This window comes from Streptomyces sp. 4F14, from assembly GCF_048159485.1.
Classification (GTDB): domain Bacteria; phylum Actinomycetota; class Actinomycetes; order Streptomycetales; family Streptomycetaceae; genus Streptomyces.
Map to the genome: position 1 here is coordinate 57,318 of NZ_JBLRVY010000009.1, position 16,764 is coordinate 74,081.

11 protein-coding genes are annotated in these 16,764 nt (G+C 68.8%); 2 read left to right on the forward strand and 9 right to left on the reverse strand.

Going from position 1 to position 16,764, the window contains the following annotated elements; genetic code table 11:
• Positions 1 to 42 precede the first annotated feature (42 nt).
• The 4 genes from ACLZOT_RS17525 to ACLZOT_RS17540 form a co-directional block, all read right to left on the reverse strand.
• Positions 43 to 3,192: a BTAD domain-containing putative transcriptional regulator gene (locus ACLZOT_RS17525; protein WP_416969868.1), complete on the reverse strand. Its 3,150-nt coding sequence runs from the start codon at positions 3,190 to 3,192 to the stop codon at positions 43 to 45.
• 407 nt (positions 3,193 to 3,599) lie between these two features.
• Complete coding sequence (locus ACLZOT_RS17530; protein ID WP_416969869.1) at positions 3,600 to 4,955, reverse strand: hypothetical protein; 1,356 nt, start codon at positions 4,953 to 4,955, stop codon at positions 3,600 to 3,602.
• A gap of 207 nt (positions 4,956 to 5,162) precedes the next feature.
• On the reverse strand, positions 5,163 to 5,996 hold the full coding sequence (locus ACLZOT_RS17535; RefSeq protein WP_416969870.1) for a hypothetical protein: 834 nt from the start codon (positions 5,994 to 5,996) through the stop codon (positions 5,163 to 5,165).
• Positions 5,993 to 10,642, reverse strand: a complete 4,650-nt coding sequence (locus ACLZOT_RS17540; RefSeq protein WP_416969871.1) for an AAA domain-containing protein — start codon at positions 10,640 to 10,642, stop codon at positions 5,993 to 5,995. The genes ACLZOT_RS17535 and ACLZOT_RS17540 overlap by 4 nt, the downstream gene beginning before the upstream one ends.
• 290 nt (positions 10,643 to 10,932) lie before the next feature.
• Here ACLZOT_RS17540 and ACLZOT_RS17545 point away from each other — a divergent pair, with 290 nt between their 5' ends.
• A complete protein-coding gene (locus ACLZOT_RS17545) occupies positions 10,933 to 11,634 on the forward strand; it encodes a restriction endonuclease (RefSeq protein WP_416969872.1) in 702 nt (233 codons plus the stop codon).
• Between the two features lie 68 nt (positions 11,635 to 11,702).
• Here the strand turns inward: ACLZOT_RS17545 and ACLZOT_RS17550 are convergent, their stop codons facing one another.
• The 3 genes from ACLZOT_RS17550 to ACLZOT_RS17560 are packed head-to-tail and all read right to left on the reverse strand — an operon-like array spanning position 11,703 to position 13,870.
• The gene (locus ACLZOT_RS17550; RefSeq protein WP_416969873.1) at positions 11,703 to 12,371 is read right to left on the reverse strand and encodes a nucleotidyl transferase AbiEii/AbiGii toxin family protein; all 669 of its coding nucleotides are present in this window, start codon (positions 12,369 to 12,371) and stop codon (positions 11,703 to 11,705) included.
• Positions 12,372 to 12,376: 5 nt separating this feature from the next.
• A complete protein-coding gene (locus ACLZOT_RS17555) occupies positions 12,377 to 12,769 on the reverse strand; it encodes a hypothetical protein (protein WP_416969874.1) in 393 nt (130 codons plus the stop codon).
• 51 nt (positions 12,770 to 12,820) lie between these two features.
• Entirely contained in the window at positions 12,821 to 13,870 is a 1,050-nt protein-coding gene (locus ACLZOT_RS17560) for a magnesium and cobalt transport protein CorA (RefSeq protein ID WP_416969875.1), read from the reverse strand.
• Between the two features lie 133 nt (positions 13,871 to 14,003).
• Between ACLZOT_RS17560 and ACLZOT_RS17565 the strand changes: the two genes are divergently transcribed.
• Entirely contained in the window at positions 14,004 to 15,098 is a 1,095-nt protein-coding gene (locus ACLZOT_RS17565) for a winged helix DNA-binding domain-containing protein (RefSeq protein ID WP_416969876.1), read from the forward strand.
• A gap of 4 nt (positions 15,099 to 15,102) precedes the next feature.
• Here the strand turns inward: ACLZOT_RS17565 and ACLZOT_RS17570 are convergent, their stop codons facing one another.
• Together ACLZOT_RS17570 and ACLZOT_RS17575 are read right to left on the reverse strand one after the other, a co-directional pair.
• A complete protein-coding gene (locus ACLZOT_RS17570; RefSeq protein WP_416970062.1) occupies positions 15,103 to 15,741 on the reverse strand; it encodes a LysE family translocator in 639 nt (212 codons plus the stop codon).
• Between the two features lie 103 nt (positions 15,742 to 15,844).
• A complete protein-coding gene (locus ACLZOT_RS17575) occupies positions 15,845 to 16,636 on the reverse strand; it encodes a S1 family peptidase (protein WP_416969877.1) in 792 nt (263 codons plus the stop codon).
• Positions 16,637 to 16,764 lie beyond the last annotated feature (128 nt).

The following is a 16,764-nucleotide window of genomic DNA, read 5'->3' on the forward strand; positions in this document are numbered from 1 at the left end:
CGAACGCCGCTCCTTCACCCACGGATATCCATCAGAAGCGCCCTAGGCGGCGGACGTCGGGTGGCACAGGCGGGTGAACGGCAGCGCGCGGCTGACGTACGCGAACTCGCCCCGCGACTCGACCTCCGCGGCCGACGACCGCAGCGTCCGCCGGGCGTCCTCGACCGCCCCGCTGCTGTGCTGCGCCTGGGCCAGCAGGCCCAGATGCAGCGGCAGCCGGATGAGCAGACGCCGTTCGCGCAGCTCGGCGACCGCCGACTCCAGGCAGGTGAGCGCGCCGGGCTCACCTGCCTGCTGCCGCGCCCAGCTCCGGCACACCCGCAGCATGGACGTCCAGTGGCTCAGCCCGTGGGCGCGGGCGATGTCCAGGCCCCGGCCGCTGGAGGCCGCCGCCCGGTGGGGGTCCTCGTCCAGAGCCGCGACCAGGGAGTGGAAGTAGTGCGCGCTCGCCTGGTCGAGGGGGGTGCCGTCGCGGCCGGTGGCCACCAGCAGCTCGTCGGCCAGGGCCCGCGCATCGGCGGTCGCGCCGAGCAGCCACAGGGTGAGGACGCGGTGGTTCATGGCCAGGAACCGAGGGTCGTGCTGCGACTGGCGGGTCATGGACTCCCGCTGCTGCGGGCTCAGTTCGTCGGCCGCGCGCCCCGCCTCGGTCAGGGCGGTGAGCGCGTCGGCGGTCTCGCTGGGCAACTGGAGCAGTCCGCGGGCGATGCTCTCGTAGAACCGGATCTCCGGGGCGGTGGACCGCTCGGCGAGCGCGCGCAGCTGCTCCGCGTGCCGGGCGCCCTCGACGTGCCGGCCGGTGATCAGCTCGGCCACGCACTGGCGCAGCACCAGCGCGGCCTGCTCGGTGGTGCGGCCCGCCGTGGCGGCGGACAGCTTCCGGATGCGCTCGGCCTCGACCTCCACGTCGTGGTCGCCGTAGCCGCGGGTGAGGCTCGTCGTCTGCAGGAGCCTGGTGCGCAGGTCCAGGTTCTGGTCCGAGGCCGCGTCGCCGTTGTGGAGCAGGGCGTGGGCGTGCTCGAACCAGGTCTGCGCGCGCTGGTAGTCGCCGTCGCCGAGGGCCAGTTCACCGGCCCGCTCCAGGTGCGGCACGACCTCCTTCGCCGGCAGGGCCAGCGCGGCCTGCCAGGCGTGCTCGGCGACCTGTTCGCTCGCCTCGGGGGAGCACGGGCGGGCGCCGAGCACCCCCACGGCCCGGGCGTGCAGGGCCGCCCGCTCCTGGCAGCCCATCTCCGCCAGCAGGACGTCGCGGATGAGGCCGTAGCGGAAGACGAGCCGGTGCGGGTGGTCGAGGTCGTTGCGCATGAGCCCGGTACGCAGGACCTCCTCCAGGACGTCGTGGCCGGCCTCGCCGTGGTCCAGCATGCCGGCGAGCGAGGTCAGCGTCGCCTCGGTGCCGAGGACGGCGCAGCACTTCAGGGTCCGCAGGACGTGCGGGGGCAGTCCGGCGAACCGCCTGCGCAGCATGGAGCGGATCCCCGTCGGGATCCCGGCGCGGACGGCGTCGGCGACCCGGGGGTCGCCCAGGCGCCGCGCTCCGCCGGCGTCGGCGAGCAACTGGTCGAGGAGATAGGGATTGCCGGCGCTGCGTTCGTACAGGGCCCGGACGACGGACGCGTCGACGCCGGTTCCGGCCTGGGCCGCGACCGCGGTCCTGACGTGTTCCTCGGCGAGGTTGTCCAGGTGGACGACCTTGGTGCGGGAGTCGGCCAGCAGGTCCACGAGCGGTCCGTCGGCGTCCGGCCCGGCCCCGAGACCGGGTTCGCGGACCGTGATCACCACGCTGACGGGCCGCCCCTGCGTACGGCTGCTGAGCAGGCCCAGCACGTCGAGGGTGAGGCGGTCCGCGCCGTGCACGTCCTCCAGGACGAGCAGGAGCGGGCTGTCGTCCGCGCACCGGAGGACCGCTTCGCACAGCGCGTCCTGGACGAGGAAGTCCAGCTGAGGCGGTCCGGTGAGGTCGGCGCCGTGGTCCGACAGCGTTGTCATCGGGTAGCGGACGCACTGCCCGCGCAGACCGTCGAACGACACTCCGTACGGGGTCTCCAGCCGGCGCAGCACCTGCTGCCACACCCAGCCGACGGGCATCCCCTCGCTGCTGCGGCAGTTGACGCGGATCACCTCCGCCTGCGGGGCCGGTGCCGTGGCCCGCGCCACCAGCTCGGTCTTGCCGACGCCCGCCTCGCCGACGACGGCGGTGATGTGCCCGCTGCCGCGCAGGGCGCCGGTGATGAACGACCGCAGCGCGTCGAGGGCGTCGTCGCGGCAGGGGAAGGTGGCGTACACGGGCCGCTGCGCGCTCTCGCTCCGCGCTACGGGCACGGGCACGGGTACGTTCGTCTCCGGCTCGGCCGGGGTGTCGGGCCGCTCCCGCACCTCGATGGGGGCCGGGGTCTGGTCGTCGAGTTCGTGGCGCAGCAGGGCCAGGTGGACGTTCTGCAGTTCGCGGGCCGGCGCGACGCCGAGTTCCTCCGCGAGGTGGGCGCGCGTCCGGTCGTACAGCTGGAGTGCCTCGGCCTGGCGGCCCAGGCGGTACAGGCCCGTCATGAGGCTGCCGACCAGACGTTCGTCGGTGGGGTGCTGGGAGACCTCGCGGCGCAGCAGGGTGACCGCGTCGCCGGCCTCGCCGAGGGCGAGCAGCGTGTCCGCGTGGGCCGCGACGGCGGTGGTCCGCAGGAGGCGCAGGCGTTCGCCCTCCTCCGCGAGCGGGACGTAGGCGGAGAGGTCCAGGAAGGGGTCGGCCCGCCATAACCGCAGCGCCTTGTCGAACACCTCACGCGCTGCCTGGAGCCGGCTGTCGGCCACATGCCGCTGCCCGCAGGAGACGAGGCTCTCGAACCGGGCCAGGTCGAACGTGTCCGGCTCCACCGTCAGCACGTACCCGGGAGCCTGGTACCGCAGCGGGGCGATCGGACCCTGCTGCCCCGTCAGCACCCGCCGCAGATGGGACAGATACGTCTGCAAGGTCGCCTGCGGACGCCGGGGCAGATGATCCCCCCACAACTCGTCGACGAGCTGATCCGCGGGCACCACCTGCCCCAGCCGGATCAGCAACAGTGCCAGCACGGCCCGATGCCGTGGCGGCCCGAGAGGCACATGCTCGGCCCCCCGCCGAGCCGTCATCACTCCGAAAGCTTCGAACGACAGACCTGCCAGGGACGCGGGGTGCTGCTCTTGCGCTGTGTACGCCATGCCGGGGGCACTTGCCTTTCGACGGTCACACACTGGACGGGCGTTCGAAAGCGTACGGCGCACCAGGTGCTGAAACAGTGCCGATGAAGTGACGCACAGAACCCGCCACACCACACACGGTACGAGCCAACTGCCGTGCGGAGGGGGGTGGTTGCGTCTCGGTCGACGTTGGAGCGAAGAGGATCCACGCCCACGAGGAGATCAACTTTGAGTTGTCCATCGGGTGGCGTTGACCTGCAGTGATGTCGCTGAGGCCGTCGTTGACCTGGTCTGATCCATCTTTCTGGATCTTTCGGATTGCTGCGCGGTTACGCGGTCGATTCTTCCCAGGAGACCTTCCCCGCCAGTAGTCGATGGGGGCATGGCGGGAAGCCCCTTCGACGACTTCCCACGGTCACGAAGCGTGGTCAGGGCAGCAGGTGCATGGCCAGGACCGAGCCATCCTGGTGTATCGACACAGGGCCCTTCCACTCCTCGTCCCAGGTGTCCGCAGGCCACTTGGTGCTCAGAGCGTGGACGTCGCTGCGGTATCGCTGCAGGTGGCCGCGGCTCAGGTGAGTGAAGAGGCCGGCGTGGACTCCGGAGAATGCCTCCACGCGTGTTCCGTTGAGTCGGAAGACATGGTCGGTGCCGACGAACGGGATGTCGAGCAGTGTGTACGCGGCGTCCTGGACGCTGCCGGTGGCCGCATGGGTGATGCCGGCGGAGAAACGTCGGCTCCCCTGGCGCGTGGTGAGGTATGGAGCGGCGGAGTTTCCGTCACCGGCGAAGGCGGTGAGCCCAGCGGCGGAGGTACGCGCGAGGACTTGCTGGAACCATCCGGTGAGTTCAGGGGTGACGTGAACACCGGGTTCCATGGGTGTCCCCTTGCCGTCGTCGGCTGGTGGGTGGATGCCTGGGGGCCATGCCTCGTCGCGGAGCCGTTCGTCCAGGTTCCCGAGAGGGAAGGTGTCCGTGCCGGTCAGCCATCCGTCTGTGCCATCGGCATTCAGTGCGTGCACAACAAGCGACTCATCGAGGGGCAGTTGTGTGCTGAAGATCAGGCCGGGTGTCTCGTTGTGGACGCCGATGCGGACACCGTCTATGTGGATCGAAGCGTCCGCGAGCTGGCCGTGAGAGTCGCTTGCCTTGCCGTGGTTGCCGCGGGAGACCACAGGGAAGACGCGTGATGGTTCTCCGGGTTTCCAGACCTCGGCGAAGTACTGCGGACGGTACCGGTAGCCCACCGTGGTGCCCTTGTCTCTGCTGTTCAGGGCCCAGCCCGCTCGGAGGACTGTGTCCGCCGGGGTGATCGATACGGAGTGCTCCGGGTAACGCCGACGGAGAATCCGCTCGGCGAGGGCCAGCGCGAATCCGACTCCGAGTTCTCCTGATTGGAGAGCCTTGTAGTAGTCGGCCGTGTCCCGTCCCTCGGCCGAGAGTCCCATGTATGTGGGGCCGCCGTTGAGCGCCAAGCTGTACTTCAGACTGCCCCAGTGCTCGGCCAGGCCGCGGGCGGCTCCCCGGCGTGCCAAGGAGATGGCTCGTGCGAGGGTGTGCAGAACGTCCCACGGCGTCATGCGAACCGAGCCACCGAGATCCGCGGCAGGTAATGGACGTAGGCCCGGCTTACGCCGGAGTGCTTCGAGGTCCTTCTCTTTGCGTGCCTCGTCATCTGCGGCTGCTGTTGCACCAACCTCCCCGGCGAGTGCCGAGGTGGAGTGGACAGCGACATTCGCATACCGTGCGAGATCCTCCAGCGCCTCTTCAGCCGACTTCGACACCTGTTCCCCCTGTTCCCCGGTGGATCGCAGCGAGTTCTTAGGGCAATGCCGCAAGGTACGAGTCGAACGATGGGCGCACGCAAGTGCGCATAGGGTGCGCTCCTGGCGTCAGATGGCTGGAAAAAGTCCTGCTGGGGATGCCGGACAACCGCCCCGTGCCGAGGCTCGTCCGGCGAGCCGTGCGCGGGGCGGGCCGGTTCACATGGGTCAGGGTGCCTTGGGCCGGGAGCCGGCGAGGTCATTCAGGACGGCGTTGACCACGGGCCAGCACATGTTCAGTGTGTCGCGGTCCGGTACGTGAGCCTCGCGGATTTCGGCGCGAGGGTGGACGAAGTTGCGGTACTTGCGCAGTTCGTGACAGAAGCGTTCGACATCGGCGCCGATCCATCCTGCCTCATGGCAGGTCTTGATCAGGGCATCCAGATGGACGCGATCCGGAGACGTCCTACCGAGCAGTGACGCGTCGCGTTCCTGGACCACATGGACCAGGACACCTTCGAGGAGGCTGCCGAGCATGATGATGGCGGCCACGTGGGCGCCGTTGGCGTAGCAGGTGCGTGCCTCGTCCAAGCGATGCTGGAGGAGGCCGGCCATCCGCTGGTCGTTGATGAGGTCCGTCATCGCGGCTCTGAGTTCGACCGGGCCCTGGTTGCCCGGGTGGGCGAGAGAGGGGTCGCAGGCGATGAGGCGGGGGCGGCCACCCGGGTTCTCCAGGCGTACGCCCTCATGAATGAGGAAGGCGTTGACCGCGGAGACAACCGCGGGGAGCTGCTCTGGTTCGTCGAGGTATTCGCGCGGGTCGGCGAGTCGGAGGAGGATCTTCTCCAACTCGGTGGGGTCGTCTCGGCGTTCCGCGAGACGGGCGAGGGTCCAGTCCTTGCGGTAGCCGTCGTACTCCGGAACCTGCTGCCAGCCTGCTCGTTCCAGGAACTGGGCGATTTCATAGCTCTTGCGGTAGTAGAGGTCGTCGCCGCAGATGACGCGGGCCAGCTCCTCCAGAGTGTTGGTGTCCAGGACGTTGAGTGGGGTCTGCCGGGTCATGTGGCGCCTTCCGTGCTCTTGGCATCGGACTCGTCGTCTTCGGCCATGCCGAGGGCAGCAACCGGATCGGTCGCGTCCGGGCCATCAGCGATCTCCGCCGGGTCCTCTGCCAGCTCCTCGTCGGAGGAGAGGTCGAGAGGGGTCCACTGCACTCCGGGGGACGCGGATGTGGGATGAGACCGATCGTCGGCGCCGCCGAACGTGGCTGGACGGATGCCAAGCCGGTTCAGTTCCTCCCATAGGCCGGTCAGGGCATCGTCGGGGTCGAACCGGAACTCGCTCTCGGGGATGCGCCAGAACGTCCAGCCGACCCGCTGGAGTTCGCGATCCCGCTGCTGGTCGTGCCGGACCTGCTCGGGCGTCGAGTGGTACCGCTCGCCGTCGCACTCCACGGCCAAGCGCCCTCGCGCCCCTACGACGACGAGGTCGATGCGTTTGCTCCCTGCCGGGTATTGCGGGATCACGTGATATCCCCGAGCTTTCAGCCGCAGGTAGACGTGTTGCTCGAAGAGCGATTCGAACGGCTTCTGCGGAACGTCGCTCGACACCTCGCCGATGTCGTCGGCGTCGGCCAGCGCGGAGGGTGGGCTCTCCATGTAGGCGAGGAGGTTGAGGCGGAGGTCTCCAGACTTCAGACGGTCGGGCGGAACCGAGTAGAAGAGCCGCATCTGGTCCTGGGCCCGAGACGCAGCGACGTTGTATGCCTGTCGTTCGCTGCGTGCGCCGCCTGCGATGCGTGGCGGGTCAGTCGCGACCATCGACAGCAGAATGACGTGCCGCTCGTCACCCTGGAACGAAGCGGGATTGCCCACCCGCATCTGGTGACGCTCGCGCACCGGCGCTGGAATCCGCTCGTTGATCAGCTGTTCCAGCAGTTTGACCTGGCCGACCGGCCCCTGAAGGGTGATGACGCCCATGGTCTTGTCCCGGTAGGCGGGGTCCTCCACCAGCCGGGCCAAACAGTCAACGATGGCCTCGGCTTCCCGCGGGTTGCGGAGTCGGCTGTCGCGGCCCTGGGTGACGGCCCCCTCGACGAAGTGCGTCACGAGCGGGTCAAGGCGATCACCGCCGTACTGGCGCAGCGGCTGCAGCTTGTTGTTGTAGAAGGTCTGGGAGGACCAGCCGATGATCTCGGGCATGCACCGGAAATGCTCCTCCAGGCGGATCACCTTCGGGAAGAACGTGGACAGCAGCTGGTAGAGGTTGGTTGCGGGGCCGTAGAGAGTACGCAGACTCGTAGGCATGTCCGGCAGGTGGGAGATGAGCCGATCATGGACTGCCTGGTGGCGCCCCATGCTGCTGAGCGAGGGCGCGCACTGCTTGTCGTCCCCCACCACGATCACGCGAGGAGCCAGCCACATCAGAAACAGCGCGTCCATGCCAGCCTGACTCGCTTCGTCCACGATGACCACGTCGAACGCGTCGCGCTTGGGCAACACCATCTCGGCGACCTGGGAGATGGGCATGACCCACGCGGGTACCGCACCTTGGGCCGTCCGCATGGCGTCGTGCGCCGCGGCGCGGTAGCGGCCTGCGCTCCGGCCTTTGCCTTTGCCGTACGACGCCATGTGGGTGCGGTACGCCTGGAGCGCGGATCGCTGCTCCTGCGTCATGCGCTCCAGGCAGTGCAGCCGACCCCGGACGGCGGCGAGTTCACCGGTCAGATCCTCCAGGTTCCTTTCGCACTGAGCCAGTTCGCCTTCGAGGTGACGCTCCTGGCCCGGTGTGCGCTTGCGGCGCACGAATGCGGAGGCCACCGCCCAGGCCCATGCGTCGGCCAACGCGTCCAGGCGGGTCTCCCAGGCTGGATCATCGGGCTCCTGCGTCAGTTGGTCGGCGAGCGAGGGGTGTGCCCTGCGAACACTGTCCAGAAGTACGGAGCACCGGCGCCGGCGGTGCTCCCGCCGATGAGTCTCCCGCAACGCCTCAACCTCCTTGGCATAGCGGTCGATGTCCTGCTCGTGGATGGCCTGGGCTGCGGCGAGCGCCTCGGGGGCGGGGCGAGGGCCTTCCACGGGGGTGCGGAGGTGCTTCTCCCACGTGACCAGCTGGGCCATGGCTTCATCCGCCGTCCGTCGACCGGAGAGCGCGGCCAGGGCCGTGCTGAAGACCTGCCAGGCAGGACGGGAGGTGAGGGCGATGTGCAGGCCGTGGCGTACGAGCAGATCGTCGATGCCCTCGCGGGCGGTGCCGAACGCATTGACGTGCTTCAGGAGTGCGTATGCCTCGGCCAGAGAGGCCAGACGGAGCTCAACTGGGCCGTCGGATATAGGGACTCCGGCTTGGGCCCACCGCTCTGCGAGTGTGGCGACGGAGGAGTGGGCGTACAGGTGGACAAGGACGGAGTCGAGATCCTCCAGTGTTTCGGGAGAGCGACCATTTACGGTGCACGTGTCGAGGAGCTCTTGGGCGGCCTTCTGTGCCTTCGCGGCACGGAAGCTGCCCCGAGGCCGAAGTTTGCCACCCGAGGCGACATGGTCACGCAGTGCGGAGCCAGTTGTGAGCATCGCATCAGCCCGCTCGGCGGAGAGCTGATCGGACACGATGACGCGCTTCATCCCTTGTTCGTCCAACTGGCCAGAAACAGCGGTGAGTTGATCGGCAAGTGCGGACACGCGAGCCCACCGCGGGAGATTCTCGCGGGAGAGCCGGTCCGAGAGAGCCTTGGTGGTCCACTTGTCGGCATCCCACTGACTGGCCGACGGCGACAGACCGAGGTGGTGCAGGGCCGTGCGGCAGTCACCCGCGAGCGAGGTCAGTTCATCAGTGATGGAAGCGTCGAGCTGGGCGAGTTGGTCGCGAACGTCGGATGCCTCGGGGGAGAGGCCGTCATCGGTGACGCGGCTGGCTGTGAGTGCCTGGGCCAGATCGTCGAGGGTGGGAAGGGTGTCTGGATCCGGCAGCGTGCCGCCCGCGCGGGGCTCAGCCGCGCCGCCGCGCACCAAAGTCAGCAATTCTGCGGCCTGCGCGGGGGCGAGCGGGGGAACGGAGGAGGCTGGCCCTTGGTCCGGAACCAGGCCGATCCAGGAGTGACGTTCAGCGTTGTCGCGGACGCGCTGCACAATTGTGGCGAGGGTGCCGGCGTACCCCGGGGCGATTTCACGGTGCCGGTAGACCTCTGCCTCTCGTAGGGAGATGACCTGCTCGGTGAGCGTGCCGATCTTTCCCCGCACGTCTTCCCGGCGTGCGGACAGTCGGCGGATCTCGTCCCGAAGCTGCTCAGGGTCGCTGGCGGCGACCTGGTCGGTCAAGGCATTGATCGTGCGTTCCAGCTCGTCCGCCCCGTCCTGCCGCGCGGAGCTGAGAAGGAGGACACACAAGTCCCTTATAGAAGGGGGAAGTTTGTCCCGTAGGACTGTCAGGGCTTGATCGCGCGCGCTGGTCACCAAGACCCTCTGGCCCTGGGCGAGCAGCGCGGAGACCAGGTTGGCGATCGTATGTGTCTTGCCGGTACCGGGCGGGCCTTGGACCACCACGCCTGTGTCGTGCTCCAGCCGTCGCAGCACACTTCGCTGTCGTTCGTTGGTCTTTCCCGGGAAGAGCGGGTCGTCCCCGAAGAGAGGAGGGATCTCGCGGCCGTCCCAATTCGCGCGTTCCTCGGGGCCCAGTGTCAGCACCAGCTGGGCGAGCCCCAAGGGCGCATGAGCTTCGGAGGCCATGCTGTCCGCTATCCGGTCGTAGAAGCTCAGCAGGGCATTGCGATCCCGCGGGCGCACTATCAGCGCCGGAGTGTAGGTGAGCCGCGCACCTGCCTCCGGCTCGCGGGGCGGCTGCCACTCGGCGCTGAAAGCCACCGGACGCTGCAGCACCCGTTCCTGCCACTGAGCCAGTTGCTCCAGGGCCTCCGTTCCCAGCAGGTGTATCGACTGGGCGGCAATCTCCTCTGCAAGCGCGGCCGAGCGCTCGGGAGCCCAGCCGTCATCGGTGTCGAGGAAAGCCTGGTCCTCCAGCCGCACCGCTCCCTCAGTCATGAGACGGACCGTGACTCTGGCGGTCTTACGGTCCACCGAGGTCTCCACCCGGTGGGTGAGCAGATGACGATGAACCGCGTCGCCACGCGGGTCGCTCCACGTCAACAGGCCGGTGGCCAGAACGAGTTCTAGTTGGTCATCCTGCTGGGTGAGCTTCTGGTGCCAGTGGTAAACCTGCTCGTACAGTTCCCGAAGGGCGCGCTCCGTGCGCTCCCGCTCCGCCCACCGGCGCCAGCGATCAAGCCACGGACCGTAGCCCCTCAGTACTTCGGCCGCATCTTCGCGGCGGACGGTGCGATCCTCCGCTTCCTCCCACCACTGACGGCCGTCCTCGGCGCGAACCAGCTCCCGCCCAGGTCCCTCGACGGCGAGCGGCGGATCACCGCCGTCCGCATCCTGACACCGTTCCGCGGATACCCATCCGTCGAGCACATCCGGCAGGGGCGGAGGTGCCGTTTGCGGCACGTGATCGAGTGTGAGCAGCAGGCCGTCGACTCGGTCCGACGGCCGCCGTATGGAGACGGGCAGGTCAGCCAGCCACAGGCGCTCCCGCGACCGCCGGTCGTCGCGCAGACGGTTGTGGCTACTCTGTACGACTTCTTTGAGGAATCCGATCAGACCAGTGGTCTGTCCAATGACGTCAGGGTCATTCGCGGCACGTCGCGATACGTTCACCTTGCTCCCCTCGGCTGGTGGCGAACGTTTCAGGATGAGGTTGCCGGACAGGCAGGGCAACGTGTCCCAGGAGAATGGCGCGATACACGCGACGCATAGGCCGGATCGATGACGAACCAGGAGGACCGCACTGGCAATTGATGCGAACACACGGTCGGGCAGGGCCAGACCGGTATCCGCGATGGGGGTGCCACTGGAGAACTGGCATCAGCCACTGGCTCGTTTGCGCCCTTAACGGCATCCATGTATCTGCCGAGACTGCCACTCAGGACGGGGCGGGGAGGGCTTGGATGGCGGCACGGAATCGACGCCGATCGACCGCACGAAAGCGCCGCCAGGAGCGACTCAAGGCGGGTGTGATCGGCGGTATAGGCGGCCTTGTCCTGCTCACCGTGTTCTGGCAGGTGATCTGGCCGTACCTTGTCGGCGGCCTCGCCATTGTCGGGGGTGCCGCCGGCGGATGGTGGCTGTGGCGCACGAGTCGGTTGGCCAAGGGGCATGATCACCAGTGGCGGCGGGAGGAGGCAGTCAAGGTCGGCCATCGGTCCCTCACCGAGGTGGACACGATGTCGGGAGGAGAGTTCGAGGACTTCGTCGTGGAACTGTGCCGACGTGATGGATGCACTGAAGTTCGCCGTGTGGGTGGCTCGCACGACGATGGCGCGGATGTGTTGGGGTGTTTGCCGGATGGCCGGAGCATGGTGATTCAGTGCAAGCGTTACTCACCGAAGAACAGGATCCCAAGCCGCGAGATCCGCGACCTCCTGGGTGCAAGGGTCCACTTCAAGGTCGACGTCGCGATCTTCGTCACGACCACGTACTTCACCGGACCGTCTGAGCGGACCGCAGTACAGAACGGCGTTGTCGCGGTCCACCGTGACCACCTCGGTTTATGGAACAACGGCGTCTCGCTCCTGTCGCTCAGCGACGTGAACGGGGCGGGGCAGGGCGATCGCAGGCACCGCGCTCGCTGGAAGAAGACGTACGGGTAGGCCGCATTTCGTCGTTATGTGTGCTTGCAGATTCGCGGCCTGACAGATGCCGTCTCGTCTGGCTGCGTTCAGTCGATGTCGCGGTCACCGCACTCTTCGAGGAGGCGGCTCGCCAGGTCGTCGGCCCATTGCACGGCCCAGGCGCGCAGAGCGGTGATCGTGGCGGCGTCGAGGCCGTAGGCCGTGAAGGCTTCGTCGTCGGTCCACTCGGCGCCGGTGAGGTTCGCCTGGAGGTCCTCGCGCTCGAAGCGGCCGTGGGCGTGCCGGTGGCCGAACTCCTCCAACTCGGTATTCGTCCAGCGGCGGGAGGCGGCGAACACGTCGATCAGGTCGCGGGGTGCCCCGCGATCGGCGAGGGCGCGAACCTTGGTCCCGATCACGTCCTCCTCGGCGAGGACAGGTCCGTACGGGCTCTGGGCGATGGGCCGCCAGAAGATCTCTTTGAGGACGTCGACTTCGCACTCCTGCCCGCTGGCGGGGTCCGTCACGGTGAAGCGGGCGGACAGCGGGGCGGTCTCCAGAGCCCGCACCTCCCAGCCCCGGGCTGTCAGGCCGCTGCAGAGCGTGGCCGCGATGTCGGCCATGGGCGCCGGGTTCTCGGTGGCGACGTCCAGGTCCTGGCTGGGTCGGTTCACGAGGCGGTGCGCCCTCACGGCATACCCGCCTGTGAGGACCAGAGGGTACGGCGAGCCGAGAGCGAGCACATCCGCGAGGAGCCGCGTGTGCAGCTCCGGCATGTCCGTCACGCGGCTGCCCGGGTGCGGGCGGCGAGCTCCGGGAAAGCGTCCTCCCACACGGTGCGCACGGTGCGGCCGACGAGGGTGCGCAGCACGGGCCACAGCTGGAGGAGCAGATCCCGGTCGAGGTAGCGGGGGAGGTCGTCGAGCAGGCCCTCGTGCAGGACGGTGCGGTACAGCCCCATGCGCTGGCGCGGTTTGCCCAGGTCGTACGAGGTCATCCCGGACCATGCCAGGTGCAGCGGCAGCTCCACGACACCGTCGGTCGGCCCGTGCAGCTCGTCCAGCGAATCTGGTAGACGGCGTCGGAACTTTTCCCGGTACAGCGCGAGGTCGTCGGCGTCCGCGCCGGAGAGGTTCCTCGGCTCGGGTCCAGTGTGCTGCGGGTGGGAGGCCATACCCCCATTATGGGTGAAGACCGCACAGGAGCAGGGTCCGGCGAGAAGGACTCAGAGCCAGTCGCGCCGCTTGAAAATGACGTACAGGCTGACGCACACGACCGCCATCAGCACGATCGCGAAGGGATACCCCAACGCCCAGCGCAGCTCCGGCATCTCCTCGAAGTTCATCCCGTAGATCGTCCCCACCAGCGTCGGGGCGAACAGGATCGCCGCCCACGAGGAGATTTTCTTGATCTCCTCGTTCTGTTCGAAGCCCGCTTCCGCCAACGCCCGCATCTCCGCGTTCTGTTGCTGGGTGACCAGGGTCGCGTTGACGGTGAGGATCTCCGTGAGGGCCTGGCGGAAGCCGTCGACGCGTTCGCTGGTGTGGGTGACGTGGTCGGCGACGTCGCGGAGGTAGCGCTGGAGTTCGTCGTCGGTGCCGTATTTGGAGAAGCCGGCCATGAGGGCGTGGAGCATGCCGACGAGGGGGCGGGTGGCGCGCTGGAACTCGACCATCTCGCGGGAGAGTTCGTAGATGCGGCGGGAGACCTCGGGGTCGCCGCGGAAGACCTCCGTCTCGATCTCGTCGATGTCGTTCTGGACGCCGGAGACGACGGGCGCGTAGCCGTCGACGACGGCGTCGAGGATCGCGTAGAGGACGGCCTCGGGGCCGAGGCGCAGCAACTCCGGGGTTTCTTCCAGGCGTTGGCGTACGGCGGTGAGGTCGGGCGCGTCGGAGTGACGGACCGTCAGGACGAAGCCGGGGCCCAGGAAGACGTGGAGTTCGCCGAAGTCGATCTCCTCGGGGGCGTCGAGGTAGCGCGCCGCGCGCAGGACGACGAAGAGGGTGTCGCCGTAGCGTTCGAGCTTGGGGCGCTGGTGGGCCTCCTTGGCGTCCTCGACGGCGAGCGGGTGCAGGTCGAACTCGGCGGCCAGGGACCGGAGTTCGTCCTCGGTCGGCCGGGCGACGCCGATCCACGCCATGCTGTCGGGCCGGGCGCGCAGTTCGCGGTAGGTGTCGGCGAGCGTCGCGGGGGAGGAGACGCGTACGCCGTCGTGGTAGAGGGCGGCGTCAGGTTCCGGGAGGAACCTCGCGGCACGGCGTCGCTCGGGCATCGCGGCTGCCTCCCGGTGCTGTCGGTTCTGTCCGTTTCCTGGTGATCACGGGCAGGATATACGCGGCCGGGGGAACGCGAGGCGGCGGCAATGAGGACAGAACCTGTCCTCATCGAGGACTACCGTGCCCCTCATGACCGTCCTCGACGCCCGCGCCCTCAACCGGGCCACCCTCGACCGCCAGCTCCTCCTGCGCAGGTCGCCCCTGACAACGCGGGCCGCCGTCGAACACCTCGTCGGCCTCCAGGCGCAGAACGTCAAACCCCCGTACTACGCGCTCGCCGCCCGCCTGGACGCCTTCGCCCCGGCCGACCTCGCCCACCTCATGGCGAGCCGCGAAGCCGTACGCATCGTCACCCTCCGCTCCACGATCCACACGCACACGGCGGACGACTGCCTCGCGCTGAGGCCGTTCGTGCAGCCCGCGCGGGAGCGGGAGCTGACGGTGTTCCGCAAGGGGCTCACGGGCGTGGACCTCGGCCGGCTCGCCGCGCTCGCCCGCGACCTGGTGGAGGAGGAGCCCCGCACGCTCAAACAGCTCCGCGAGGCGCTGGCCGTGCAGTGGCCGGACGCGGACCCCCGGGCCCTCGGCGTCGCCGCCCGCTGCCTCCTGCCGCTGGTGCAGGTCACCCCGCGCGGCGTGTGGGGCGAGAGCGGCCAGGTCGCCCTGACGACGTCCGAGCACTGGCTCGGGAGGTCCACCACCACCGCGTACGACGCCGAGACGCTCGTCCGGCGCTACCTCGCCGCCTTCGGCCCCGCCTCGGTGAAGGACATGCAGACCTGGGCGGGCCTCACCCGGCTGCGCCCGGCGTTCGAAAAGTTCGAGAAGTCCGAGAAGCCGGAGCTGCTGAGGTTCCGCGACGAGCACGGCACCGAGCTGTTCGACCTCCCGGACGCGCCCCGCCCCGACCCGCGGACCCCGGCGCCGCCCCGCTTCCTCCCCGAGTTCGACAACCTCCTCCTGTCCCACGCCGACCGCACCCGGGTCATCCCGGCCGAGTACTGGGGCCGTACGTGGGTCGGCAACATCGCCCACCCGACGTTCCTCGTCGACGGCTTCCTCGCCGGCGTGTGGAGACTGACGGAGGACACCCTCACCGTCCAGCCGTTCGGGCGGCTCACGGAGAAAGAGCGGGAGGAGGTCGCCGAGGAGGCCGTACGGATGCTCGCGGTGATGCATCCGGGGACGTCGTACGAGGTCCGCTTCGGGACGGTGATCGCGTAGGGACTCAGTCCCGGCCCGTCACCGCGACCGTCACGCCCAGGCCGATCATCGTGTATCCGCCCGCGCCCCCGACGAGCGACAGTCGCCGCTCCGAGCGCGCGAACCAGGTGCGGGCGGCCGAGGCGGTCAGCCCCCACAGGGTGTCGGTCACCAGGCCGATGCCGATCGGGACCAGTCCGAGCACGAGCATCTGCGCGATCACGTTCCCGGCGGAGTGGTCCACGAACTGGGGCAGCGCGGCGGCGAAGAAGACGAGCCCCTTGGGGTTGGTGATCCCGACCAGCGCCCCGTCGGCCAGGGTCCGCAGATCCCCGCGGCGAGCCGCCGGACCGCGCACCTCCGTCACCTTCAACTCCCGCCGGTGCCGCACGCCTTGCACCCCCAGGAAGATGAGGTAGCAGGCCCCGGCCAGCTTCACCGCGAGATACACCGCGGCCGACTCCTGCACCACGGACCCCAGTCCGAACGCCACGACGGCGACGAGCAGGTACGACCCCACCACGTTCCCCAGCGCGCTCATCACGGCCACCCGCCGCCCGTGCGCCAGGGCCCGCCCGATCACGAACAGCACGCTCGGCCCCGGTACGACGATCACGAGCAGGGACACGGCGGCGAAGGCGAGCAGATGCTCGTCGGAAACCATCATGGGTCACAGTTTTCCCACAGGAACCGGCGCATGGATAGGGGGTGTTGCGGGCCGCTCGTGGAGGCCCGCAACACCCCCTGGTCGTACTCCTGGGGTACCTCTACGAGGTGACCTCGGAGGTGACGAGGGACGAGAAGGTGGTCAGCCGGGTGTAGATCCCCGGGTAACCGGCCTCCGCGCACCCCTCTCCCCAGGACGTGATCCCTGCCAGGACGCCCCCGATGAGCAGGGGACCGCCGCTGTCGCCCTGGCAGGTGTCTGTGCCGCCGGAGGTGAATCCGGCGCAAACCATGTCGGACCGGACGAAGTCCGAACCGTAGGAACTGCCGCAGCTGGAGTCGGACACGATCGGGACGGTCGCGGTCCGCAGCTGGTTGGAGGAGCTGCCGTTCTCGGACGTGGTGCCCCAGCCGAGGATGCGCGCGGTGGTGCCGGCCGCGTACAGGCCCGTCTGGGAGGAGGAGACGTACGGTGCCGTGGTGTACGGCATCGAGGTCGCCAGGGTGAGGACGGCGACGTCATCGCCGTTGGTGACGTCGGTGTAGCTCGGGTGGATCCAGATGTCGGTGACCCGACTGACGGTGCCGTTCGTGCCGTTCAGGTAGGTCCGGCCGCCGACCACCCGCACACTGCTCGTGGTCTCGCCGACCATGCAGTGCGCGGCGGTCACGACCTTCGTCGCGGAGACGAGGGTGCCGCCGCAGAACTGGTTCTGCGAGGCGTCCGTGATCTGCATCATGAACGGGTACGACGAGGTGGTGGTCGTCGTACCGCCGACGATCGGCTGGGGTGCTGCCGATGCCGACGGGGTGCCGAGCAGCATCGTCGATGCCGCCGCGGCGGTCGCCGCCAGGACGGCGGCGGCCCTTCTTGCACGGTGGAGCGCGGACAAGTTCTCTCCTCGTGGGGGGAGGGGCTCGTGGGGAGTACGCGCGGGTGCTGTGCTGTGGGGGGTTGTTGTGCACGGGGGTCGCGGGACCGACCCCCGTGTGCCCGGGCGAGCGGCACGTCACAGAACCT

Coding starts and splice junctions, on each gene's coding strand:
- ACLZOT_RS17525 (WP_416969868.1), bottom strand. CDS start 3,192: ATGGCGTACACAGCGCAAGAGCAGCACCCCGCGTCCCTGGCAGGTCTG.
- ACLZOT_RS17535 (WP_416969870.1), bottom strand. CDS start 5,996: ATGACCCGGCAGACCCCACTCAACGTCCTGGACACCAACACTCTGGAG.
- ACLZOT_RS17545 (WP_416969872.1), top strand. CDS start 10,933: ATGGCGGCACGGAATCGACGCCGATCGACCGCACGAAAGCGCCGCCAG.
- ACLZOT_RS17550 (WP_416969873.1), bottom strand. CDS start 12,371: ATGCCGGAGCTGCACACGCGGCTCCTCGCGGATGTGCTCGCTCTCGGC.
- ACLZOT_RS17555 (WP_416969874.1), bottom strand. CDS start 12,769: ATGGCCTCCCACCCGCAGCACACTGGACCCGAGCCGAGGAACCTCTCC.
- ACLZOT_RS17560 (WP_416969875.1), bottom strand. CDS start 13,870: ATGCCCGAGCGACGCCGTGCCGCGAGGTTCCTCCCGGAACCTGACGCC.
- ACLZOT_RS17565 (WP_416969876.1), top strand. CDS start 14,004: ATGACCGTCCTCGACGCCCGCGCCCTCAACCGGGCCACCCTCGACCGC.
- ACLZOT_RS17570 (WP_416970062.1), bottom strand. CDS start 15,741: ATGGTTTCCGACGAGCATCTGCTCGCCTTCGCCGCCGTGTCCCTGCTC.